Raw genomic sequence first — 22,607 nt, forward strand, 5'->3', positions numbered from 1 at the left:
GCACCACCCTCTCCCCCCTGTTGTACAACCGCGGAGGTCCTGCTGTCAGCCGCGACGTGCCCTGCGGCGGGGCTGGCACCGGGGGCAGGAGTACGACGACCGGTTCATGAACGCCTCGCGGCGGATCGGGGTGCCGCACCGGTCGCAGGGTCGGCCCTCCTGGCCGTAGGCGTGCAGCGAGCGGTCGAAGTGGCCGGAGGCGCCGTTGACGTTGACGTAGAGCGCGTCGAAGCTCGTGCCGCCCTGGCCGAGCGCCTCGAGCATGACCTCGCGCGCGTGGTCCAGCACCCGCGCCAACGTCGGCTTCGTCAGGGACGAGCACAGCCGCTCCCCGTGGACCTGCGCCCGCCACAGCGCCTCGTCGGCGTAGATGTTGCCGACCCCGGAGACGAGGGTCTGGTCGAGCAGGGCCCGCTTGACGGCCACGTCCTTGCCCTTCATCCGGCGCACGACGGCGGCCTGGTCGTAGCCACCCTCGAGGGGGTCCGGGGCGATGTGGGCGACCGGCTCGGGCACGTCGTCGGGCGTCAGCTCGGCGAGCGCCATGCCGCCGAAGGTGCGCTGGTCGACGAAGCGCAGCTGCGGCCCGTCGTCGTCGAAGTCCACCACCGCGTGCAGGTGCTTCTCGCGCGGGGCGTCCGGCGCCTCCACGAGGAGCTGGCCGCTCATGCCGAGGTGGGTGACCAGCCCCTGGCGCGAGCCGTCCGGGCCCGACAGGACGAGCCAGAGGTACTTGCCGCGGCGCCGCGCGTCCTCGACGTGGTTGCCGGCGAGCCGATCGGCGAGGTCCCTGGGGCCGGGCAGGTGGCGGCGCGCGACCCGGGTCCCGAAGAACTCGGCGCGCTCGATGGTGCGGCCGACCACGTGGTCGGCCAGCCCCCGTCGCACGACCTCGACCTCGGGCAGCTCAGGCACGTGGTGCGGGGTCCTCGGCGGACTCGTCGGCGGAGGCGGTCTTCGCGGACAGGCGGGCGGCGCGGGCCGTGAGGGCCCGCCAGGCCACCTCGGCCGCCTTCTGCTCCGCTTCCTTCTTGGATCGCCCGGTACCGGTGCCGAGCACCTCGGCGCCCACCACCGCCCGCGCGTGGAAGGTCTTCTCGTGGTCGGGGCCCTCTTCGTCGACCTGGTACTCGGGGACACCCGAGGAGGTGGCCGCGGACAGCTCCTGCAAGCTCGTCTTCCAGTCCAGACCTGCACCCAGGGTCGCGCTCTGCGCCATCAGCGGGTCGAGCAGGTGGTGCACGAATGTCGCCGCCGCCTCCATGCCGGCCGAGAGGTAGACGGTCCCGATGACCGCCTCCATCGTGTCGGCGAGGATCGAGGCCTTGTCGCGGCCGCCGGTGCTCTCCTCGCCGCGCCCCAGCATCACGTGGTCGCCGAGCCCGATGGTGCGGGCCACCTCGGCGAGCGCGCGCATGTTGACCACGGCGGCCCGCAGCTTGGCCAGCTGGCCCTCGGGCAGGTCGGGGTGCGTGGCGTAGAGCGTGTCGGTGACGACGAGGCCCAGCACCGAGTCGCCGAGGAACTCGAGGCGCTCGTTGTTGGGCAGGCCGCCGTTCTCGTACGCGTACGAGCGGTGGGTCAGGGCACGCAGGAGCAGCGGCTCGTCGACCGGCGCCTGCACCACCTCGGTGAGGTGCTGCAGGAAGTCGTCGACGGGCCGCTGCGTCGCGCTGCCCCCGGCAGGAGTCGGAGTGGAGCTCACGCGGTGGTCAGACCGGCTCAGCCCTGGTGCTCGGTGCGCTCGGCGGTCGTGTAGTGACGGCCCTTGTAGGTGCCGCACGACGGGCAGGCCAGGTGCGGCTGCGTCGGGGCCTTGCACTGGGGGCACGTGGTCAGCGTGGTCGCCGTCGTCTTCCAGTTCGCGCGACGCGAACGGGTGTTGGAGCGCGACGTCTTCCGCTTCGGGACAGCCACGTCAGTTCCTCTTCTCTTCGATGGTGCTCGGGGTGGTGGTGCTGGCGTCGGCGGACAGCGCGGAGAGCGCGGACCACCGGGGGTCGATCACGTCGTGCTGGTGGTCGGGATCGTCGGCCAGGTGCGCTCCGCACTCGGAGCACAGACCCGGACAGTCCTCCCGGCACACCGGCTGGAACGGCAGTGCGGGCACCACCGTGTCCAGGAGCACGGGTTCGAGGTCGAACAGGTCGCCCTCGAGCTTGTGCTCCTCGGTCTCGTCGTCGTCCGCCCCCACCTCGCGGTGGTGGGCGGCACGGTCGGCGTAGGCGAACAGCTCCTGGAAGTGCCCGTCCACCTCGTGGGTGACCGGGTCCAGGCACCGCACGCAGGCGCCGGTTGCCGTGGCGTGGACCGAGCCGGTGACCAGCACGCCCTCGACCACGGACTCGAGCCGCAGCTCGAGCTCCATCGGGGCACCCTGCGGCACCGCGATGACCTCCGTGCCGAAGTCGGCAGGCGCCTCGACGGTTCGCTGGACCTGCACCATGGATCCGGGTCGCCGACCGAGGTCCGTGGTGTCGAAGACCAGCGGCGATCGGGGGTTGAGGTGTTCCATGGCTCCAGCTGTGTCGAGTGACTCGGTCCGTACCTCGGGCGAGGACGTAGACCGACGCACGAGGTTACCGGAGCGCGCCGTACTCCCCAAATGCGCGGCTGCGCCCTGCAGACCTCGCGGGCTGGACCGCCCTGTCCCCACGCGCTAGTGGGGCCAGAGGTCTCTACGACGCGAAGCGCCCCCGGTGCGGACCATGGGTCAGCGCCCCCGGTGCGGACCATGGGGTCCCGCACCGAGGGCGCCGACGGTTCTGGCTAGTAGGTCGTGGGGATGTAGGCGTAGCAGTCGGAGTGCCCGGTCTTGTTGAGTGTCCCCATGAGCAGGTTGCCGGTGTACTTGCCCACCACGCCGTCGACGCTCAGCCCACCGTCGGACTGGAGCTGACGCACCCACTTCTGCGTGGTGGACCCGAACACGCCGTCGACGGACATGCTGATGCCGTAGTGGTAGTTGAGGGCGACCTGGACGCACTTGACCTTGTAGCCGGAGGCGCCATACGCGATCTGCGGCGCCGTCGTGCTCGCGCTCGCCGCACCGGCCCCCACTACGCCCATCGTGGCGCTGACCGCCAGAACCGCCCCTGCAAGCTTTGCTCGCTTCATTTTTCTCCCGTTGTCGCTTGCTTGCCTCCGTTCGAAGGCATCGAGACGTTATTGGGCGCACAGGGGCAGGATCCAGATCAAATGCATGGATCTGCGTGATCTGGCAGTGCTCTTTGACGACGAAGCCCAGCTGCCGCTAGGGGGGCCCGCCCTTACGACCGTCAGGAGCGGGTGAGCCGTGCCGTGAGCTCGTCGCGCACCCGGTCGGTGACCAGGCCGCTCACGTCGCCGCCGTAGCGAGCCACCTCCTTGACCAGGGAGCTCGACACGTGGGCGAGGCCGGGCTCCCCGGGGAGGAACACCGTCTCGAGGCCGGTCAGGTGCCGGTTCATCAGGGCCATGGGCAGCTCGTAGGCGAAGTCGGTGTCGCTGCGCAGGCCCTTGACGACCACGTCGGCCCCGACCTCCCGGCAGACGTCGACGAGCAGCCGTCCGCCGAACACCTCGACGCTCACCCCCGGCAGGTCGCCCAGCGCGTCCTCGATCAGCGCCCGGCGCTCGTCCGGGGTGAAGACCCCCTGCTTGGCCGGGTTGTGCAGGACGGCCACGACCACCTCGTCGAAGAGCGTTGACGCCCGTCGGATGGCGTCGACGTGCCCGAGCGTCACGGGGTCGTAGGAGCCGGGGCACACACACCGTCTGGTCACAGCGGCACGCTAGCAGCGGTGCGGCCCCGGCCCCCTGCTCCGGCGAGTGGGCTCAGCCCGTGCTCACTCGTCCTCGTCGTCGGCGGGCAGGAGGCCCTCCTCGTGCGCCTTGGCGACGATCTTGCGGACGTTGTCGATCGAGCCGGCGTCGGCGTCGAGGAGGCGGTTGCGCTCGGCAGCCCACTTCTCGCCGAGGTCCGCGCGGACCTCCTCTGACACCTCGGTACGGGCCGGGTTGAGGATCGTCTGCTCCTCCTCGCCGATGTGGTGGTTGAGGGCCGTGGCGAGGTCCTCGACCGCGTCGTCGAACTTCTGGGTGTCGGTGCCCTTGCACTCCAGCAGGGCGAGCAGGGCCTCGTTGCCCTCGGCGTGCTCCTCCTCGCCGTGCTCGGCCTCGTGGTCGGTGATGGCGTCCTTGCGCTCGAGGTTCGGGTAGACCTTGGACTCCTCTGCCTCGCCGTGGGCGATGAGCACGGCGGACAGCGCCGCCCGGGCGGCTGCGCGGTCGGCGGTTGCGTCGCGCAGGTCGCGCAGGAGCGCCTCGAACAGGCGGTGGTCCTCGAGGATGAGCTCGACGACGTCACCGGAGGTGGGGCGGGGGATCTCATAGTCCGTCATGGCCTCACCCTCTCTCACCAGCGGCGTCCGCACACTTCTGGGGCCGTGGTGCCAACGGGTCCCACCCATCGGACGTCCGGTTTGCATGCCCCCGGCAGGTGCGTGACGGTGGACGGGTCCTGACCTCTAGGGAAGAGAGAGCCGATGCTCACCCTCACCGAGAACGCCAGCACGATCGTCAAGACCCTGGTCGACCAGACCGAGCCCGGCGACGACGCCGGTCTGCGCTTCAGTCAGGAGGACCCGTCCGCGGGCGCCCTCACCGTGACCACCGCCGAGGAGGCGCTGCCCGGGGACGCCGTCGTCGAGCACGACGGCGCGAAGGTCTTCCTCGACGAGACCGCAGCGGTCGCCCTCGGCGACCAGGTGCTCGACGCCAGCGTCGACCAGTCCGGGGCGGTGCAGTTCAGCATCATCCCCGCGGCGGCACCGACCGCCTAGGACCTCGCGGCCGGACACGGCCACCACGGCCTGTGCGAAGGGCCCGGACCACTGCGGTGGTCCGGGCCCTTCCGCGTGTGGGTCACCCGCGCCGGACACGACTCAGGCGGGCTCCTCCGGCAGCCGCGGACCCGCGAACCAGATCTTCGTCTCGCCGTACCGCCGCTCCCCCTCGGGCTCCCAGGCCGCGGGCCAGCGGGGCTCCGGGGAGCGGGACGACCGCTCGACGACGACGAGGGCGTCGTCGGTGAGCCAGCCGTGCCCGGCGAGCAGGGCGAGGTCCTCGGCGAGCTCGTCCTCGGTGAGGGCGTACGGCGGGTCGCTGAGGACCAGCCCGTACGGCGCCGCCGGTGACGTGCTGAGCACCGTGGCCACCGGCGCGCGCCGGACGAGGGCGCCGGGGAGGCCGAGGGCGCGCACGTTCGACTCCGCCACCCTGGCGGCGGCTGGGTCGGACTCGACGAGCAGGACCCCGGCGGCCCCACGGCTCAGGGCCTCCAGCCCCAGCGCGCCGGAGCCGGCGTAGAGGTCGAGGACCAGGGTCCCTGCGACCACCTCGAGGTGCTCCAGCCGCGAGAACAGGGCCTCCCTGACGCGGTCGCTGGTCGGGCGCGTGCCTGCACCGGGGGGTGTCGCCAGCCGCAGGCCGCCGGCACGTCCACTGATGATCCGCGTCACGGCGGCAACGTAGCAGCGGTGAGCCTCCGTCCCGCCGGGGGCCGCGGGCTCAGGGCTGGTGGACGGTGGGGTCGTCGCGCAGGACGTCGAGCAGCAGTGCCAGCACGGCGTCGGGGCGCTCGAGCGACGGCAGGTGGCCGGCCCAGTCGAGCTCGACGGCCTCGGCGCCACGGATCCCGGTCGCGAGCACGGTGGCCGTCCGCTTGAACAGCTCGAGGTCCTTCGCGCCGGAGACGACCAGCGTCGGCACCGCGACGGCGGCCAGGTCGACCTCCACCCGCCGCGGCCGGGGTCCCGGCTCCTGCGCGTCTGCCTCGAGCTGCACCTCGAACGCGTGCCGCTGCATCGTCGCCACCCGCTCGCGGGTCCCGTCGTCGGCCTCCGGGCCGAGCCACGTCCGCACGTTGAGCTCGACGGCTGCCTCGACGTCGCCTGCCTCGAGCAGCCGGTCCTCCTCGTCGCCGAAGGCCGCGGCATCCGGGGTGGGCTCGACGCCTCGCAGGGCCGCGCAGAGCAGCACCAGTGAGGACACCCGCGCCGGGTGCAGGGTGGCCAGCTCCAGGGCGACGCGTCCGCCGAAGGACGACCCGACCACGGCGGCGTCGGTGATGCCGAGGGAGTCCAGGAGGGCGTCGAGGTCGTCGGCGTCGGCGTACTCCTCAGGGGGCAGCGGCGAGTCCCCGAAACCGCGGAGGTCCGGGCGCACCACGCGGAAGCTGTGGCTGAGGGAGGGCACGAGGGCGTCCCACATGCGGCGGTCGGTGACGCCGGAGTGCAGCAGCAGGACGGCGGGACCTGTCCCCAGGTCGTCGTGGGCGAGGATCATGCGGCCACCCTAGGTCTGCGGGGACGGGTGGGTCGCGGGGATTTGCCGCCGGTGGTCAGCCGCGCTCGAGGAAGGCGGCCTGCTCCTCGTCCACGCGCTCGGCCACCGCGGCGGCGAGGACCGGGTGCTCCGCGAGCTCGGGGTCGCCCCCCACCAGGGCGGCCGCGTCGTCGCGGGCCTGCAGGATGATCTCCTCGTCGCGCACGAGGGACAGGAACCGGAAGCTGCCGCGTCCCATGGCTCGCCCGGACCTGCCCCCGCCGCTCTGCCGTCCGCTCAGCACGTCGCCGGTCCCCCGCAGCTCGAGGTCGAGCCGGGCCAGCTCGAACCCGTCGTTGGTGCCCGCCACCGCCTCGAGCCGCTCGACCGACGACTCGGCCTCGGACGACGTCATGAGCAGGCACAGCCCGGCGTGCCGCCCTCGCCCGACGCGGCCGCGCAGCTGGTGCAGCTGGGAGACGCCGAACCGGTCGGCGTCGACCACGACCATGACGGTGGCGTTGGGCACGTCGACGCCGACCTCGATGACGGTCGTCGACACGAGGACGTCGACCTCGCCCCGGGTGAACGACCGCATCACCGCGTCCTTGTCCTCCGGGGCCATGCGCCCGTGGAGGACCGCGACGGTGAGGCCGGCGAGGGCCGGGTTCTCGCGCAGCACCGCCTCGACGCCGTACACGCTCGCGAGCTCCCTGGGCGCTGGGCCGGTGGCCGGCTCGTCGTCGCCCTCGGTGGCCACCACGACGGCCACCTCCTCGTCGTCCGCGGACACGGCGCTGCCCGCCGAACCGGTGCCGTCGTCGCCGATCCGCGGGCACACGACGTACGCCTGGCGGCCGGCCCGCACCTCCTCGGCGACGCGCTCCCACGTGCGCTGCACCCAGGCCGCGCGGTCGGCGGGCACGACGTGCGTGGTGATCGGCGAGCGGCCCCGCGGCAGCTCGGAGAGCGTCGAGGTCTCCATGTCGCCGAAGACCGTCATGGTCACCGTGCGCGGGATCGGCGTGGCGGTCATGACCAATACGTGTGGAGGCTGGGAACCCTTCTCCCGCAACGCATCTCGCTGCTCCACGCCGAAGCGGTGCTGCTCGTCGACGACGACCAGGGCGAGGTCCTGGAACTGCACCTTGTCCTGGATGAGGGCGTGGGTGCCGATGACGATCCCGGCGTCGCCGCTCGCCGCGGCGAGGAGGTTCTCCCGGCGTGCAGCGGTGGACTGGCTACCGGTGAGCAGGGCCACGCGCGTGCCGATGGCGCTGCCTCCGAGCATCCCGCCCTCCGCGAGGTCGCCGAGCATCGTGGTGATGGAACGGTGGTGCTGGGCGGCCAGGACCTCGGTGGGCGCGAGCAGCGCCGCCTGGCCACCGGAGTCGACCGCGGCCAGCATTGCGCGCAGGGCGATCACCGTCTTGCCCGAGCCGACCTCGCCCTGCAGCAGGCGGTTCATGGGGACGTCGCGGGCCATCTCCTCGGCGAGCGTCCGGCCGACCTCGCGCTGACCCGCCGTCAGCTCGAAGGGCAGCCGGGCGTCGAAGGCCGCGAGCAGCCCGCCCTCCCTCGGCGTGCGGCCGGTGGTGCGGTCGGCGGCCCGGCGGGCGCGCTGCTGCGCCAGCAGCGTCTGGAAGACCAGCGCCTCCTCGTAGCGCATGCGGTGCCGCGCCCGCTGCACCTCCGGGTACGCCGCGGGCACGTGGATGCCGCGGAGCGCCTGGAGCCGTCCCGGCAGCCCGTGCCGCGAGCGCAGGGTGGCGGGGATCGGCTCGGGCACGTCCTCGAGGTGGTCCAGCACGATGCGCACGCACTCGGCGACGGACCAGTTCTGCAGACCCTTGACCTGGAGGTAGACGGGGATCGGACCGCGCTCGGTGGCCGCGGTGCCGAGGTCCCCCTCGACCACCTGGTAGGCGGGGTGGGTCAGCTGCCACCGCCCCCGGTACATCCCGACCTCGCCGGCGAAGACCGCGCGCACCCCCGGCACCAGGGCGTCCTTGTGGCCCCAGGCCTTGAAGAACGCGAGGTCGACGTCGTTGCGCCCGTCGGTGATGGTCACGTTGAGCATCTCGCCACGGCGCTTCTGCATCCGTCGCGTGACGGCCGTCTTCACCTCGGCGACGGCCACGACGTACTTGCCGACGTGCAGGTCGGACAGGTCGGAGGTGTGCTCGAGGTAGCGCCGGGGCCAGAACTCCAGCAGGTCGCCCACGGTGTGCAGCTCGCGGTGCTTGGCCAGGGTGCCGGCGGTGCGGGCACCCAGGAGCTTGTCGAGCCTGGTGCTCTCGTCGACCACGCCTACTCGACTCCCAGCAGCAGGGGGTAGTGCGGCTGGCCGCCGTCGATGAGCGTGACGGTGACGTCGCGGTGGTGGCGCTCGACCCGCTGGCCGAGCTCCTCCACCAGCCCGTCCGGGACGTCCTCGCCACCCACGACGGTCACGAGCTCACCGCCGCTGGACAGCAGTCGCTGCACCACGTCGAGGGCCACTTCCGCCAGGTCCTGGCCGACCACGACCACGTCGCCGCCGACGGCCCCGAGGACGTCGCCCGGCTCGCACGGACCGGCGCTGGTGAGGGCCTGCTTGCTCGCGACCGCGACGGCACCGTGACGCGTCGCGGCTGCCGCGTGGCTCATCTCGGCCGCGTTGCGGGCGACCCCGGCCGCCGCGTCGAACACCGCGAAGGCGGCCAGGCCCTGCACCGCCGTCCGCGAGCGCACGAGGTGCACGTCGAGGCCCTCCTGCTCGGCAGCACTGGCGGCAGCCCGCGCCGCCAGCTCGGTGTCGCGGTCGTTGGGCAGCAGGATCACCGACAGGGTGTGGCAGGCGCGGATGGCGTCGAGCAGCTGGCCGGCCGAGGCGCGCTGGCCGGGACCGCTTGCGACCACCACGGCGCCGGCCTCCTCGAAGACGGCGGCCAGACCGGGGCCCGCGGCGCAGGCGACCACGCCGACACCGCTCGAGGGCCGGCGGTGGGAGGCCTGGTCGGAGAAGTGGGTCACCCGCACGCGGTAGGGGCGGCCGGCGTCCAGCCCCGCCTCGATGGCGGCGCCGACGTCGTCGACGTGGACGTGGACGTTCCACAGGTCCGGCCCACCGACCACGAGCAGGGAGTCACCGAGCTCGTCGAGCACCGTACGCAGCGTCGCCGCCCGCTCCTCGTCGCTGTCGCGCAGGAGGTACATCACCTCGAAGGCGGGGCCCCCCTCGGTGGCGTCGGCGAGGCTCGCGGGTGGTCCGCCGTCGTGCCCGGTGGGCTCCACGACCCCACCATGGGTGCTCCAGCCCTCGCGGCGGCGCATGGAGGGGTCCTCGGCGAACGGCTCCATGCGCTCCCCCACGTGGGCACCGTCCTGGTGCACCACCCGGGCGAGCGCCTCGAGCAGCAGGAGGTAGCCGGCTGCGCCGGCGTCGACGACCCCGGCGCGCTGGAGGGCCGGCAGCTGGTCGGTCGTCGCCCGCAGCGCCTCGGTCGCCGCATCCAGGGCCGCCTCCACGACGGCGGCCAGGCCCTGGCAGACGACGGCGCCACCTGCGGAGGCCGCGGCCTCGGCGACGGTCAGGATGGTGCCGTCCTCGGGACGGGTGACGCTCGCGTACGCCCGGCGGCTGGCGCGCTGCAGGCCGTCGGCGACGACCTCCGCCCCTGCCTGCGGCAGGCCGCTGTCGGCGATGGCCTCGGCGAACCCGCGGACGAGCTGGCTGAGGATGACGCCCGAGTTGCCCCGCGCGGTGAGCAGCATCGCGCGCGACAGGGCGGTGCACTCCTGCTCCAGGGTCGCGGTGCCGAGGATCCCGGCCGCCTCGTGCTCGGTGCGCACGGAGTCGAGGGCGGAGTCGAGGGTGAGGTAGAGGTTGGTGCCGGTGTCGCCGTCCGGCACGGGGAAGACGTTGAGCGCGTCGATCTCCGCACGGCGGGCCGCGAAGGCCGCCCGGGTGAGCACGGCCCACCGCCGCGCATCCACGGCGGAGAGGGCTTCGAGCACGGTGGCAGGCTAGTGCCCAGTGCCGTCAGCGGACTCGTTTTGGTCGCAGCAGCCCTCCTCGGCTACTCTTGACCGGTTCCCGTGGACCGTGTTGGTGCTGGCCTGTGCCCGCGCCCGGACCGCTGCGGGGATCCAAGTCTCGTCACATCGAATTCAGGAGAACACCCGTGGCTGCCAACTGCGACGTCTGCGGCAAGGGACCGAGCTTCGGTCACAACATCTCGCACTCGCACCGCCGCACCAAGCGTCGCTGGAACCCCAACATCCAGCGCGTCAAGGCGCTGGTGGGCGACGCAGGTGTGACCCCGAAGCGTCTCAACGTCTGCACCTCGTGCCTCAAGGCCGGCAAGGTCAAGCGCTGACCCTGACCCACCGGCACTGAACGAAGCCGACCTCCCCTCGGGGACGGTCGGCTTCGTCGTTCCCGGGTACGGCGCCCCGCGCCGTACCCCGCGCCCACGCCACACTCCTCTTCGCCTGCCTCTCCGCGCCCCACCGTCTGGACTTTGGGTGCCAGGGCGCACGCGGAACGGCGCGTTCCGGCACCCAATGTCCCGGCGCGAGCGCGAGCGAGAGCGGGCGCTGCGGTCGGTCAGCCGGCGAAGTGGTCCCAGCCCCGCGGCGCCTGCGGCGAGCCGTCGAGGGTGACACCCTCCCCCACCTCGACGCGCCCGAGCGGCCGCCACCCGTCCGGGAGTGCGCCCGCGAACGTCGCCAGCAGGCTGTGCTCCTCCCCACCGGCCAGCACGCACTCGAGCGCCTCGGCGCCACCGACGACCTGGGCCAGGACATCGGTGTCCGGGCGCAGCAGCTCGGAGTCGAGCGCGATCCTGACCCCGCTGGCGCGGGCGATGCGGTCGCCGTCGCGCAGGAGCCCGTCGGACAGGTCGAGCATCGACGTGGCTCCTGCGCCGGCAGCGGCGGGCCCGGCCTCGACCGGTGCCACCGGGCGCAGGTGGTGGGCGACGCACTCGGCGCGGAGGCCGTCGACCTCGGCGAGCGCACCCAGGTCCTGCTGCAGCAGGGCCAGGCCAGCGGCCGAGCGGCCGAGGGTCCCGCAGACCGCGACCGTGTCGCCGGGCGCCGCCCCGCTGCGCAGCACCGGTCGGCGGCCACCGAGGTCCCCGAGGGCGGTGACCGAGACCATGAGCGTCCCGGTGGGCGCCGACGAGAGGTCTCCACCTGCCACTGCCACCGAGGACTCCTGCGCCAGCCGGCCCAGGGTGCAGGCGAAGTCGACGGCCCACTGCACCGGCGTCTGCGGGTCGGCCACCAGCGTCACGAGCAGCGACGTCGGGACCGCTCCCATGGCCGCCACGTCGGCGACGTTCTGGGTGAACGCCTTGGTGGCCACGTCGGCGGCCGTGGACCACTCGTCGACCCAGTCCCGCCCGCGCACCATGGCGTCGGTCGTGGCCACGACCGAGCCGCCGGTCGCGATGACGGCGGCGTCGTCCCCCGGCCCGATGAGCAGCCCGTCGTGGGCCGCGAAGTACGGGAAGATCTCGGCCAGCAGGTCCCCCTCCGACACCTGTGCCAGCGTGCGCGGGCCCGTGACCATGACTTGACCTCCTCGTGACGGCCCGGGGGAGACGGGCGGGACACCGGCACGGTAGCGTCTGGCGTGGCCGTGGCGCTCCGCCGCGGTCGGGTTCTCGGGGGGCCGGAGTACCGGCCACCCGGACAAGACATGATCCATCTTCGACAGAAGTTGAGGTGCCTAGTGGTGGTCCAGGCCTACATCCTGATCCAGACCGAAGTCGGCAAGGCGGCGTCCGTCGCGGAGGCCATCGCCGGCATTGCCGGGGTGGTGCTGGCCGAGGACGTCACCGGCCCCTACGACGTCATCGCCCGCGTCGAGGCCAACACGGTCGACGAGCTGGGCAAGCTCGTGATCGCCAAGATCCAGGACGTCTCGGGCATCACCCGCACCCTGACCTGCACCGTCGTCCACGTCTGAGGTGCACCGCGCCGCCCGTCGGCGGCGCCTGCTCGTCGCAGCCGCCGGCCTCCTCGTCCTCGGGGTGGCCGGCGGTGTGCTGTACGCCGTGCGGCACCACGGCATCGAGGTCGCGGCGCCGCCCCACAGCCGGGCCTGCGAGGCCGCGATGTCGCTCATGCCGTCGACGGTGGCCAGGCAGCCCGCGTCCGACGCCTTCGTCGCCGCGAAGGGCGACCCGCGCGACATCCGCGTGTGGGGCGACCCTGTCGTTATCGCCACCTGTGGCTGGCCGGCCCTCGGCCCCACGTCCGAGCAGTGCCTCGACGTCGACGGCGTCGACTGGGTCGCCCAGCCCCTGAGCGACGGCGTGCGGTTCACGACCTTCGGCCGCGCCCCCGCCATCGAGGTCCTGGTCCCCCACGCCTACGACCCTGCGCCGCTCCTGCTGCCCGCCTTCGGTCCCGCCGCCAAGGCCCTCCCCAGCACCGGCCGCACCTGCAGCTAGCAGACGCCGGAGCGGCGTGGGTAAGGGCCCGAGGCGCGCCGACTGGGTCTGGCAGGAGCGACGGAGCGGACCGGAGGCGCGAGAGCTACCTAAGGCCGACGGGACGGGTCAGCGCCAGCTGGAGCAGCTCGTCGATGAGGTCGCGGTAGGGCAGTCCCGTCGCCTCCCACATCTGCGGGTACATCGAGTGCGGCGTGAACCCGGGCATCGTGTTGATCTCGTTGACGACCACGTCACCGGTGTCGGTGTAGAAGCAGTCCACCCGCGCGAGGCCCTCGCAGCCGAGCGCCTCGAACGCCGCCCGCGCCAGCCGCTGAACCTCTGCGGCCACGTGGTCGGGAACCGCTGCGGGACACGAGAGCACGGCACCGTCGTCGAGGTACTTGGCCTCGAAGTCGTAGAACTCGTGGCCGCCGGCGGCCGTCACCTCGATCTCGCCGACGTGCGAGACCCGCGGCTCGTCGGTGCCGCGTCCCTGCAGCACCGCGCACTCGATCTCGCGACCGACGATGCCCTGCTCGACGACCACCTTGAGGTCGTGCGTGCGCGCTATCTCGATCGCCCCCTCGAGCGCCTCCGGGGTCGAGACCTTGGAGATGCCCATGCTCGAGCCGGCCCGCGCCGGCTTCACGAACACGGGGTAGGTCAGGGCTGCGACCGCGTCCATCGCCGCGGCCGGGTCCCGGCGCCACTGGGCGTCGGTGATGACCACGTACGGCCCGACCGGCAGCCCCGCCCCGGCGAAGATCACCTTCATGTGGTGCTTGTCCATGCCGGCCGCGGAGGCGAAGACACCCGAGCCGACGTAGCGGATGTCGGCCATCTCGAACAGGCCCTGGATGGTCCCGTCCTCACCGAACGGCCCGTGCAGCAGCGGGAAGACCACGTCGACCTCGCCGAGCGACTTCGGCACCTCGCGTGGCTCGAGCGCCACCAGGGTGCGGTCGGTGGTGGCGAGGGGGATGACCACGCCGGCTCCGTCGGCCGTCACCTCGGGCGTGCTGGTCGAGGTCAGCGAGAGCCGGTCGGGGTCGCCGTCGGTGAGCACCCAGTGGCCGTCGCGGGAGATGCCGATCGGCACGACGTCGTACGCGTCGCGGTCGATGGCGCGCATCACGCCGGCTGCGGTGGCACAGGAGACCGCGTGCTCGGAGGAGCGGCCGCCGAAGACGACGGCGACGCGGGGCTTGCGGGCTGCGGGCTGGTCCGGAGTCATCGCGGACGAGCGTATCCGGCCCACCGGGCGGGCACGGACACGGCTCGCGGACGCGCCGCCTACGCTGGCCGGGTGACCCACGAGCACCTCTCCCCCGCGTCCCGCGTCGTCGCCCTCGGCCGCCAGCCCCGCGTACCCGGCGCCGGTGTCAACGCGCCCCTCGAGCTCTCGTCGACCTACATCGCCGACGGCCCGGTCAACTACGCGCGCGGCGGCAACCCGACGTGGACGGCGTTCGAGGAGGCCCTCGGTTCGCTCGAGGGAGGTGAGGCGCTCGTGTTCGCCTCGGGCATGGCCGCGGTCTCGGGGGCGGTCTCGCTGCTCCCCCACGGTGGCGCCGTCGTCGTGCCCCACCACGCCTACAACGGCACCACCGCCCTGCTCGACCAGCTCGCCGGCACCGGGGCTGCCGTGGTGCGCCGCGTCGACCCCACCGACCAGGCAGCGGTGCGGGCGGCGCTCGAAGGGGCGGCCATGCTGTGGCTGGAGTCGCCCACCAACCCGATGCTCGAGGTGTCCGACCTGCGCGCGCTCGCCGCCATGGCCCGCGAGGTGGGCGCGCTCACGGTGTGCGACAACACCTTCGCGACCCCCCTGGTGCAGCGTCCCTTGGAGGACGGGGTCGACGTCGTCCTGCACTCCGTGACCAAGTACCTCTCCGGCCACTCGGACGTCATCCTCGGGGCCTTGGTCACCGCGGCCACCGAGGCCGGCCGCGAGCTGCACGCGCGCCTGTCGACGGCCCGCCTGCTCGGCGGCGCCATCGCCGGACCGATGGAGACCTGGCTGGCCCTGCGCGGCCTGCGGACCCTCCACGTGCGCCTCGAGCGCGCCACGACGAACGCCCGAGAGCTCGCCGCGCGCCTCGAGGGCCACCCCGGCGTGGAGACCGCTCGCTACCCGGGGTTCGGGGCGGTCATCGCGGTGGAGGTACCCGGTGGGGCCGAGGGTGCGGAGCGCGTCGCCGCCGCGACGGAGCTGTGGACGCACGCGACCAGCCTCGGCGGCGTGGAGTCGCAGATCGAGCGGCGTCGCCGGCACCCGGCCGAGCCCCCGACCGTGCCGGACAACCTGCTGCGGCTGTCGGTCGGCATCGAGGACGTCGAGGACCTCTGGCGCGACCTCGACCGAGCCCTGCGGGGCTGAGGCCTACTCCGCCTCGTTCTTCAGCGCCCGGAGCATCAGCGCCCCGACGACCTCCTGCGGGCTGCGACCGTCGTGCACGACTGCGGCCACCTGCTCGATGATCGGCACCGACACACCGTGGTCGTGGGCGAGCTGGAGGATCGACTCGCAGGACTTCACGCCCTCGGCCGTCTGACGGGTCACCGCGACGACCTCCTCGACGCTCATCCCCTTGCCGAGGTTGACGCCGAACGTGCGGTTGCGCGACAGGGGCGACATGCAGGTGGCGATGAGGTCGCCCACCCCGGCCAGTCCGGAGAACGTCACCGGGTCGGCCCCGAGCTTCATGCCCAGGCGCGAGGTCTCGGCCAGGCCGCGCGTGATGATCGACGCCTTGGAGTTGTCGCCCATCCCGAGGCCCTCGGCCATCCCGACGGCGAGGGCGATGACGTTCTTGACCGCTCCCCCGAGCTCGACGCCGATCACGTCGCTCGAGGTGTAGGGACGGAAGTAGGGCGGGTTCGACGCCTCGGCCACCATCTCGGCGACGCGCTCGTCGATGCAGCCCACGACGCTCGCGGCCGGCTGCTTCTGGGCGATCTCCTTGGCCAGGTTGGGTCCGGACACCACGACGATGCGGCCGGGCTCGACGCCGCCCGCCTCGGCGATGACCTCGCTCATCCGCTTGGTCGTGCCGAGCTCGACGCCCTTCATCAGGGAGACGACCGCGGCGTCGCGGGGCAGCACGTGGGCCCAGTCGGCCAGGTTGGCGCGCAGGGTCTGCGAGGGCACTGCGAGGACGACGATGTCCGCCCCGGCCGCAGCCTCGGCGGGGTCGGCCGTCGCACGGATCCCCGGCGGCAGGGCGATCCCGGGCAGGTAGTCCTCGTTGCTGCCGGCGTTGATCTGGTCGACCATCGCCTGGCGCCGGCCCCACATCGTCACGGGGGTGCCGCCGTCGGCGAGCACGGCGGCGTACGCGGTGCCCCAGCTGCCGGTGCCGAACACCGCGGCCCTGGTCACTGGCCTCCGCCCTTGCGCCGGTGGAAGTTGCCGGTCTCGGGCAGGCCGTGCTTGCGGGAGTCGAACCGCTCCGGCGGCGCCTTCTCCCCCCGGATGGTCTCCAGCTCCAGCGTGATGGCGTCGACGATCCGGTCGGTCGCCTGGCGCAGCAGGGTCCCGGTCATCGGCTGGTCGTAGAGATCGCTCAGGTCCACCGGCGGTCCGGCGCTCATCTGCACCCGGGTGCGCGGGAAGAGGTGCAGCCGCTTGGAGTACGGAGGGAGCATGTCCTGCGGGCCCCACTGCGCGACGGGGATGACGGGGCACCGCGTCGTCAGGGCGATGCGGGCCGCGCCGGTCTTGCCGACCATGGGCCACAGCTCGGGGTCGCGGGTCAGCGTGCCCTCGGGGTAGACGCCGACGCACTTGCCCTCCTCGACCGCGGCCACCGCGGCACGGAACGCGTCCGCTGCGCGACCGGTGTTGCGGTAGACCGGGATCTGCTCGGCTCCCCGCAGGATCGCTCCCACGACGGGGATCCGGAAGACCCCCTCCTTGCCGAGGAAGTAGGGAGGGTGACCGTTGTCGTAGAGGAAGTGGGCGAAGGTGAAGGGGTCGACGTAGGAGAGGTGGTTGGGGCAGACCACGAACCCGCCCGAGGCCGGGAGGTGCTCGGTACCGCGCCACGTCCGCCTGGTCAGCAACAGCATCAGGGGTCGCACGATCGCCACCGCGAAGCGGTAGGCGAAGGGCAGGGCGCGTGTGCCGCTGGCGGTCACGTGGGGTCTCCGTGGTCAGGTCGGGGGCGTCGGGTCGAGTGTGCATCCTCGCGCGTGCGGGGGTCGGTGTCGAGCGACCGCGCCACCACTGCGACGATCGGGTCGATGTCCTCTGCGAGCCCTGCCCCGACCGGTCTCCCCTGGTACGTCGTGGTGCCCGTCAAGGGCGGCACGGCCGCCAAGTCGCGCCTGCACCCGCCTGCCGGCGTGGCCCGCGAGGACCTGGCCCTGGCCCTCGCCACCGACTGCCTCGCGGCCTGCTGCGACGCCGTGCCGCCGGCCCGCGTCGTCGTCGTGACGTCGGACCCGCGGGTGGTCGCGGCCGCGGCCGCGCTGGGTACGACGGTGGTCGCCGACCCCGCCCGCGGGCTGAACGCCGCGGTCGAGGCCGGACGGGACCATGTCCTCACGAGCTCACCCGGTGCGCCGGTGGCGGCCCTGCTCGGCGACCTGCCCGCGCTGCGGGCCCCCGACCTGCTCGCCGCCCTCGGTGCTGCCGCGGGACATCCGCGGTCGGTCGTGCCCGACGCGTCGGGTGAGGGGACGGTCCTGCTCACGGCCCACGACGCCGAGGGTCTCGCCCCGGCGTTCGGGCCGGGTTCGGCCCGTGCCCACGAGCAGGTCGGCCACACCAGGCTCGAGCTCGACCTGCCCCGCCTGCGCACCGACGTCGACGAGGACGTCGACCTCGCCACTGCCGCGCGGCTCGGCCTCGGACCCGCGACCCGTCAGGCGCTGGCGTCCGCCGCCCACGGGGATGTCCGGACGTCGACGGGCAACGGGTCCGGCACCGTGCGGGCTACGCTGCCGGACATGCAGGGCAGCGTTCACACCTTCGACGAGCACTCCGGGGCAGGCTCGGTGCTGCTCGACGACGGCCGTGAGGTGCCGTTCACCGGTGAGGTGTTCGGTGCCAGCGCGCTGCGCCACCTGCGTGCGGGACAGCGGCTGAGCCTTGACCTCGGCCCCGACGACCGCGTCGTCGAGCGGCTCTGGATCGTCGGCATCGGCGACGACCAGCCCATCGGCTGAGGCGCGTCAGCCCACCTGGTAGTCGGCGCCGAGCGCGTCGAGCTTCTCCGAGAACCGCTCGTAGCCGCGGTAGATGAGCTCGATGCCGTGCACCTTGGACTGCCCCTCCGCGGCCAGGGCCGCGATGAGGTAGCTGAAGCCGCCGCGCAGGTCGGGGACGGTGATCTCCGCGCCGCGCAAGGGCGTGGGGCCCGAGATCACGGCGCTGTGCCGGAAGTTCGCGCGCCCGAACCGGCACGGCGAGCCGCCGAGGCACTCGCGGTAGAGCTGGACGACGGCGCCCATCTCCCCCAGCGCCTCGGTGAACCCCAGCCGGTTCTCGTAGACGGTCTCGTGGACGATCGACAGGCCGGTCGTCTGGGTCAAGGCGACGACGAGCGGCTGCTGCCAGTCGGTCATGAAGCCCGGGTGGACGTCGGTCTCGAGCACGAGGGAGTTGAGGGTGCCCCCGGCGTGCCAGAAGCGGATGCCCTCGTCGTCGACGTCGAAGTCACCGCCGATCTTCCGGAACACGTTGAGGAACGGCATCATCGCCAGCTGCTGGGCGCCCCGGACGTAGACGTCGCCCCGGGTGGCGAGCGCGGCGCAGGCCCAGGAGCCTGCCTCGATGCGGTCGGGGATGGCCCGGTGGTCGTAGCCACCGAGGCGGTCCACACCCTCGATCTTGATGACCCGGTCGGTCTCGACGCTGATGATCGCGCCCATCTTCTGCAGCACGGCGATGAGGTCGAGGATCTCCGGCTCGACGGCCGCGTTGCGCAGCTCGGTCACACCCTGGGCGCGGACCGCCGTGAGGAGGACCTGCTCGGTGGCTCCCACGCTGGGGTACGGGAGCTGGATACGGGTGCCCTTGAGGCCGTCCGGCGCGGTGAGGCGCAGGCCCTCGGGGCGCTTCTGCACGTCGGCGCCGAACTGGCGCAGGACGTCGAGGTGGTAGTTGATCGGCCGCTCGCCGATGCGGCACCCCCCGAGGTCGGGGATGAACGCCTCGCCCAGGCGGTGGAGCAGGGGGCCGCAGAGGAGCACGGGCACGCGCGAGGACCCGGCATGGGCGTCGATGTCGGCGACGTGCGCCTGCTCGACGTTGGTGGGGTCGAGCAGCAGCTCACCGTCACGGTCCGTGGAATCGATCTTGACGCCGTGGAGCTCGAGCAGGCCCGAGACGATCTTGACGTCGGAGATCTCCGGGACGTTGCGCAGGCGACAGGGACCCTCTGCCAGCAGGGCGGCCACCATCGCCTTCGAGACCAGGTTCTTGGCCCCACGGACCTCGAGGTCTCCGACCAGCGGTGAGCCACCATTCACGGTGAGGATGTCTGCCATGGCGCAAGCATCCCAAAGAGCCGAAGAGGCCGACACCCCGAGGGGGGTGCCGGCCTCTGGAGAGCCCTGGGGCTCAGGCGCGCTTGGCGGTGCGCTTGGTCGCCGTCTTCTTGGCCGGGGCCGCCTTCGTGGTGGCCGTGGCCTTCTTGGCGGGGGCCGCCTTCTTGGCCGGGGCCGCCTTGGTGGCGGTCGCCTTGGTGGCGGTCGCCTTGCGCGTGGTGGCCTTGGCGGTGGTGGCCTTGGTCGCGGCCTTGGTCGCCGTGGCCTTCTTGGCGGGAGCGGTCTTCTTGGCCGGGGCCACCTTGGTGGCGGTCGCCTTCCGCGTGGTCGCCTTCGCGGTGGTGGCCTTGGTCGCGGTCGCCTTCTTGGCGGTCGTGGCCTTGGCGGTCGTGGCCTTGGTCGCCGCCTTGGTCGCGGTCGCCTTCTTGGCGGTCGTGGCCTTCGCGGTGGTGGCCTTGGTCGCGGCCTTGGTGGCCGTCGCCTTCTTGGCGGGTGCCGCCTTCTTCGCCGGGGCCGCCTTGGTGGCGGTCGCCTTCTTGGCCGTGGCCGTCTTCGCAGCAGCCGTCTTGGCCGTGCCCGCAGAGGCACGGGCCCCGGCGACAGCGGCCTTGGGCAGCGAGCGGGGGTTCTTCACGACCTCCTTGAACGCCGACCCGGCGCGGAACTTCGGGACCACGGTCTTCTTGATCTTCACCGCGGCACCCGTGCGGGGGTTGCGACCGGTACGGGCGGCCCGAGCGGCCTGCTCGAAGGTGCCGAAGCCGGTGATGGCCACGCTGCCGCCCTTGGCGACCTCACGGATGACCACGTCGACGACGGCGGTCAGCGCCTCGCTGGCGGCCTTGCGGCTGCCGAGTCGCGACTCGAGCTCCTTGATCAGTTCTGCCTTGTTCACGGCTTCCCCTCCACAGGGTTGGTGGTGTCAGACGACTCGGTCCGACGAGGTGGGCGGCCGAGCCAGTGCCCGACGTGGATCTGACGTTAGGGCGCAACGGGGGCCCAGTCCACCATCCGGACCGGCTTATCCATTGTGTCGCAACGGATTCAGGGCCTCGTGAGCACCGCGATGGGGCCTTCCGAGGGCGTCCTTGCCGTCCGTGGACGATGAGCGAGAATGAAGACGCCCTCACCAGAGGCGTTGTAGCGCAACGGTTCTCAGCGAACAGGTCGGCACGCCAGGGGTCGAACCGGGACGTGAAAGGGCCCGAGCACGGTGTGCTCGGGCCCTTTCACCGCGAACCCGCCGGTCCGCCAAAGGTTTTCGACGTCGTGTCGGCGCGCCGTGTGTCAGACGACGCTGGTCGACGGCTTCCAGGAGGGACGACGGGCCTCGAAGTCGGTCACGTCCTGCTCGTGCCGCAGCGTCAGGCTGATGTCGTCCAGCCCCTCGAGGAGGCGCCAGCGCGTGTAGTCGTCGACCTCGAACGGCGCCACGATGTCGCCGGCGGTCACCGTCCGGGAGACGAGGTCGACGGTGACGGACGCCCCCGGGTCGTTCTCGAGGTACTTCCAGATCAGCTCGATGTCGTCCTGGGCCAGCTGGGCGGTGAGGAGTCCCTGCTTGCCGCTGTTGCCCCGGAAGATGTCGGCGAACCGGGAGGACAGCACGACGCGGAAGCCGTAGTTCATCAGGGCCCAGACGGCGTGCTCGCGCGACGAGCCGGTCCCGAAGTCGGGGCCGGCCACGAGGACCGAGCCCGCGGAGTACGCGGGGTTGTTGAGGATGAAGGTCTCGTCGCGGCGCCAGGCCGCGAACAGGCCGTCCTCGAAGCCGGTGCGGGTGACCCGCTTGAGGTAGACCGCCGGGATGATCTGGTCGGTGTCGACGTTGCTGCGGCGCAGCGGGACGCCGATACCGGTGTGGGTGGTGAACGCGTCCATCACTTGCTCTCCTCGCTCGAGGCTCCTGCGGCACCGGCGACGGCACCGGCCTCCACCAGGTCGGCCGGGCTGGACAGGGTGCCGCGCACGGCGGTGGCGGCCGCGACCAGCGGGCTGACCAGGTGGGTGCGCCCACCCTTGCCCTGGCGGCCCTCGAAGTTGCGGTTGGAGGTGGAGGCGCTGCGCTCCCCCGGCGCGAGCTGGTCGGGGTTCATGCCGAGGCACATGGAGCACCCGGGCAGGCGCCACTCGGCACCGGCCGCGGTGAACACCTGGTCCAGCCCCTCCTCCTCCGCCTGGACCCGTACGCGGGCCGAGCCGGGTACGACGAGCATGCGGACGCCGTCGGCGACCCGGCGGCCCTTGACCACCTCGGCGGCGGCACGCAGGTCCTCGATGCGGCCGTTGGTGCAGGAGCCCACGAAGACGGTGTCGACCCTGATCTCGCGGAGGGGCGTGCCGGCGGTGAGGCCCATGTACTCGAGGGCGTGGCGTGCAGCGGCCTTCTCGTTGTCGTCGCCCATCGTCTCGGGGTCGGGGACCGCGGCGCTCAAGGGCAGGCCCTGGCCCGGGTTGGTCCCCCAGGTGACGAACGGGGTCAGGGTGTCGGCGTCCAGGTGCACCTCGGCGTCGAAGACCGCGTCGTCGTCGCTGCGCAGCTGCGACCACTCGGCCACCGCGGCGTCCCAGTCGGCACCGACCGGGGCGTGGTCGCGGCCCTGCAGGTAGTCGAAGGTCGTCTGGTCCGGGGCGATCATCCCGGCGCGCGCCCCCGCCTCGATCGACATGTTGCACACCGTCATGCGGGCCTCCATGGAGAGCTCGCGGATGGCGCTCCCGCGGAACTCCAGGACGTAGCCCTGTCCCCCACCGGTGCCGATCTGCGCGATCACAGCGAGGACGATGTCCTTGGCGGTGACACCCGGCTGCAGCCGACCCTCCACGTTGATGGCCATGGTGCGGAACGGCTTGAGCGGCAGCGTCTGGGTGGCCAGGACGTGCTCGACCTCGGAGGTGCCGATGCCGAAGGCCAGCGCACCGAAGGCCCCGTGGGTCGAGGTGTGGCTGTCGCCGCAGACGATCGTCATCCCCGGCTGGGTGAGCCCGCGCTGCGGTCCGACCACGTGCACGATGCCCTGCTCCGCGTCACCCATCGGGAAGAGCCGGACGCCGAACTCCTCGCAGTTGCGGCGCAGCGTCTCGACCTGGGTCCTGCTGACGAGGTCGGTGATCGGCCCGGGGGTCGTGGGGACGTTGTGGTCCTCGGTGGCCAGCGTCAGGTCGGGCCGGCGCACCGGGCGACCCGCGAGCCGCAGGCCGTCGAACGCCTGGGGCGAGGTCACCTCGTGGACGAGGTGGAGGTCGATGTAGAGCAGGTCCGGCTCGCCCTCCGCGCGCCGCACCACGTGGGCGTCCCACACCTTCTCGGCCAAAGTTCCTGACACGTGTTCCCACTCCTCCGTCGCGTCCTGCGTCCTGCACGCGCGCGTGTCTGTC

25 protein-coding genes are annotated in these 22,607 nt (G+C 72.6%); 6 read left to right on the forward strand and 19 right to left on the reverse strand.

The genetic code is table 11. The features are described from left to right. Positions 1–45: 45 nt before the first annotated feature. From mutM to ABEA42_RS07390, 7 genes are all read right to left on the reverse strand, one after another. Complete coding sequence (mutM, locus tag ABEA42_RS07360; protein WP_345502200.1) at positions 46–915, reverse strand: bifunctional DNA-formamidopyrimidine glycosylase/DNA-(apurinic or apyrimidinic site) lyase; 870 nt, start codon at positions 913–915, stop codon at positions 46–48. After that, positions 908–1,705, reverse strand: a complete 798-nt coding sequence (gene rnc, locus ABEA42_RS07365; protein WP_345502202.1) for a ribonuclease III — start codon at positions 1,703–1,705, stop codon at positions 908–910. The genes mutM and rnc overlap by 8 nt, the downstream gene beginning before the upstream one ends. A gap of 17 nt (positions 1,706–1,722) precedes the next feature. Then, positions 1,723–1,917 (reverse strand): 50S ribosomal protein L32, encoded by a 195-nt coding sequence (rpmF, locus tag ABEA42_RS07370; protein ID WP_056883621.1) that lies wholly within the window; start codon positions 1,915–1,917, stop codon positions 1,723–1,725. Between the two features lies 1 nt (position 1,918). Continuing rightward, entirely contained in the window at positions 1,919–2,515 is a 597-nt protein-coding gene (locus ABEA42_RS07375) for a YceD family protein (RefSeq protein WP_345502204.1), read from the reverse strand. 254 nt (positions 2,516–2,769) lie between these two features. Next, positions 2,770–3,117, reverse strand: a complete 348-nt coding sequence (locus ABEA42_RS07380) for a peptidoglycan-binding domain-containing protein (protein ID WP_345502206.1) — start codon at positions 3,115–3,117, stop codon at positions 2,770–2,772. Positions 3,118–3,278: 161 nt separating this feature from the next. Further along, positions 3,279–3,764 carry a pantetheine-phosphate adenylyltransferase gene (gene coaD / locus ABEA42_RS07385; RefSeq protein WP_345502207.1) on the reverse strand — a complete coding sequence of 162 codons (486 nt, stop codon included), beginning with the start codon at positions 3,762–3,764 and terminating at the stop codon, positions 3,279–3,281. A gap of 63 nt (positions 3,765–3,827) precedes the next feature. Next, positions 3,828–4,382 (reverse strand): hemerythrin domain-containing protein, encoded by a 555-nt coding sequence (locus ABEA42_RS07390; RefSeq protein WP_345502208.1) that lies wholly within the window; start codon positions 4,380–4,382, stop codon positions 3,828–3,830. A 144-nt stretch (positions 4,383–4,526) separates the two neighbouring features. Between ABEA42_RS07390 and ABEA42_RS07395 the strand changes: the two genes are divergently transcribed. After that, positions 4,527–4,823, forward strand: coding sequence for a Fe-S cluster assembly protein HesB (locus ABEA42_RS07395; RefSeq protein ID WP_345502209.1), 297 nt, complete (start codon positions 4,527–4,529; stop codon positions 4,821–4,823). 102 nt (positions 4,824–4,925) lie between these two features. Here ABEA42_RS07395 and rsmD read toward each other — a convergent pair whose 3' ends face one another. Genes rsmD through ABEA42_RS07415 form a run of 4 tightly spaced genes read right to left on the reverse strand, consistent with a single transcriptional unit; the run spans position 4,926 to position 10,305 of the window. After that, positions 4,926–5,501 carry a 16S rRNA (guanine(966)-N(2))-methyltransferase RsmD gene (gene rsmD / locus ABEA42_RS07400; protein WP_345502210.1) on the reverse strand — a complete coding sequence of 192 codons (576 nt, stop codon included), beginning with the start codon at positions 5,499–5,501 and terminating at the stop codon, positions 4,926–4,928. Positions 5,502–5,550: 49 nt separating this feature from the next. Beyond that, positions 5,551–6,327 (reverse strand): alpha/beta fold hydrolase, encoded by a 777-nt coding sequence (locus ABEA42_RS07405; protein WP_345502211.1) that lies wholly within the window; start codon positions 6,325–6,327, stop codon positions 5,551–5,553. Positions 6,328–6,382: 55 nt separating this feature from the next. Further along, positions 6,383–8,614 carry an ATP-dependent DNA helicase RecG gene (locus ABEA42_RS07410; RefSeq protein ID WP_345502212.1) on the reverse strand — a complete coding sequence of 744 codons (2,232 nt, stop codon included), beginning with the start codon at positions 8,612–8,614 and terminating at the stop codon, positions 6,383–6,385. Between the two features lie 2 nt (positions 8,615–8,616). Further along, on the reverse strand, positions 8,617–10,305 hold the full coding sequence (locus ABEA42_RS07415) for a DAK2 domain-containing protein (protein WP_345502213.1): 1,689 nt from the start codon (positions 10,303–10,305) through the stop codon (positions 8,617–8,619). Positions 10,306–10,472: 167 nt separating this feature from the next. Here ABEA42_RS07415 and rpmB point away from each other — a divergent pair, with 167 nt between their 5' ends. Continuing rightward, positions 10,473–10,667, forward strand: a complete 195-nt coding sequence (rpmB, locus tag ABEA42_RS07420) for a 50S ribosomal protein L28 (protein WP_055814433.1) — start codon at positions 10,473–10,475, stop codon at positions 10,665–10,667. Between the two features lie 230 nt (positions 10,668–10,897). On the opposite strand, the gene thiL is transcribed toward rpmB, so the two are convergent. Beyond that, entirely contained in the window at positions 10,898–11,866 is a 969-nt protein-coding gene (gene thiL, locus ABEA42_RS07425; RefSeq protein WP_345502214.1) for a thiamine-phosphate kinase, read from the reverse strand. A 165-nt stretch (positions 11,867–12,031) separates the two neighbouring features. Between thiL and ABEA42_RS07430 the strand changes: the two genes are divergently transcribed. Next, the gene (locus ABEA42_RS07430) at positions 12,032–12,265 is read left to right on the forward strand and encodes an Lrp/AsnC family transcriptional regulator (RefSeq protein ID WP_345502215.1); all 234 of its coding nucleotides are present in this window, start codon (positions 12,032–12,034) and stop codon (positions 12,263–12,265) included. 1 nt (position 12,266) lies between these two features. After that, positions 12,267–12,752 (forward strand): hypothetical protein, encoded by a 486-nt coding sequence (locus tag ABEA42_RS07435; protein ID WP_345502216.1) that lies wholly within the window; start codon positions 12,267–12,269, stop codon positions 12,750–12,752. A gap of 85 nt (positions 12,753–12,837) precedes the next feature. On the opposite strand, the gene ABEA42_RS07440 is transcribed toward ABEA42_RS07435, so the two are convergent. Continuing rightward, positions 12,838–13,983 carry a D-alanine--D-alanine ligase family protein gene (locus ABEA42_RS07440; RefSeq protein ID WP_425572030.1) on the reverse strand — a complete coding sequence of 382 codons (1,146 nt, stop codon included), beginning with the start codon at positions 13,981–13,983 and terminating at the stop codon, positions 12,838–12,840. Positions 13,984–14,040: 57 nt separating this feature from the next. Here ABEA42_RS07440 and ABEA42_RS07445 point away from each other — a divergent pair, with 57 nt between their 5' ends. Next, positions 14,041–15,114 (forward strand): trans-sulfuration enzyme family protein, encoded by a 1,074-nt coding sequence (locus ABEA42_RS07445; RefSeq protein ID WP_345502218.1) that lies wholly within the window; start codon positions 14,041–14,043, stop codon positions 15,112–15,114. Positions 15,115–15,117: 3 nt separating this feature from the next. On the opposite strand, the gene ABEA42_RS07450 is transcribed toward ABEA42_RS07445, so the two are convergent. Together ABEA42_RS07450 and ABEA42_RS07455 are read right to left on the reverse strand one after the other, a co-directional pair. Next, a complete protein-coding gene (locus ABEA42_RS07450) occupies positions 15,118–16,116 on the reverse strand; it encodes an NAD(P)H-dependent glycerol-3-phosphate dehydrogenase (protein ID WP_345502220.1) in 999 nt (332 codons plus the stop codon). Then, complete coding sequence (locus ABEA42_RS07455) at positions 16,113–16,874, reverse strand: lysophospholipid acyltransferase family protein (RefSeq protein WP_345502221.1); 762 nt, start codon at positions 16,872–16,874, stop codon at positions 16,113–16,115. Before ABEA42_RS07455 ends, ABEA42_RS07450 begins: the two co-directional genes overlap by 4 nt. Before the next feature lie 105 nt (positions 16,875–16,979). Here ABEA42_RS07455 and cofC point away from each other — a divergent pair, with 105 nt between their 5' ends. Further along, the gene (gene cofC / locus ABEA42_RS07460) at positions 16,980–17,906 is read left to right on the forward strand and encodes a 2-phospho-L-lactate guanylyltransferase (RefSeq protein ID WP_345502222.1); all 927 of its coding nucleotides are present in this window, start codon (positions 16,980–16,982) and stop codon (positions 17,904–17,906) included. A gap of 6 nt (positions 17,907–17,912) precedes the next feature. Here cofC and murA read toward each other — a convergent pair whose 3' ends face one another. The 4 genes from murA to leuC all read right to left on the reverse strand — a co-directional run bounded on the left by murA (position 17,913) and on the right by leuC (position 22,555). Continuing rightward, positions 17,913–19,229, reverse strand: a complete 1,317-nt coding sequence (murA, locus tag ABEA42_RS07465) for a UDP-N-acetylglucosamine 1-carboxyvinyltransferase (protein ID WP_345502223.1) — start codon at positions 19,227–19,229, stop codon at positions 17,913–17,915. A gap of 73 nt (positions 19,230–19,302) precedes the next feature. After that, complete coding sequence (locus ABEA42_RS07470) at positions 19,303–20,124, reverse strand: HU family DNA-binding protein (RefSeq protein WP_345502224.1); 822 nt, start codon at positions 20,122–20,124, stop codon at positions 19,303–19,305. Between the two features lie 392 nt (positions 20,125–20,516). Next, the gene (gene leuD / locus ABEA42_RS07475) at positions 20,517–21,110 is read right to left on the reverse strand and encodes a 3-isopropylmalate dehydratase small subunit (RefSeq protein WP_345502226.1); all 594 of its coding nucleotides are present in this window, start codon (positions 21,108–21,110) and stop codon (positions 20,517–20,519) included. Then, positions 21,110–22,555 (reverse strand): 3-isopropylmalate dehydratase large subunit, encoded by a 1,446-nt coding sequence (leuC, locus tag ABEA42_RS07480; protein ID WP_345502227.1) that lies wholly within the window; start codon positions 22,553–22,555, stop codon positions 21,110–21,112. The genes leuD and leuC overlap by 1 nt, the downstream gene beginning before the upstream one ends. Positions 22,556–22,607 lie beyond the last annotated feature (52 nt).

Source organism: Pedococcus ginsenosidimutans (assembly GCF_039544395.1).
Taxonomy (GTDB): domain Bacteria; phylum Actinomycetota; class Actinomycetes; order Actinomycetales; family Dermatophilaceae; genus Pedococcus; species Pedococcus ginsenosidimutans.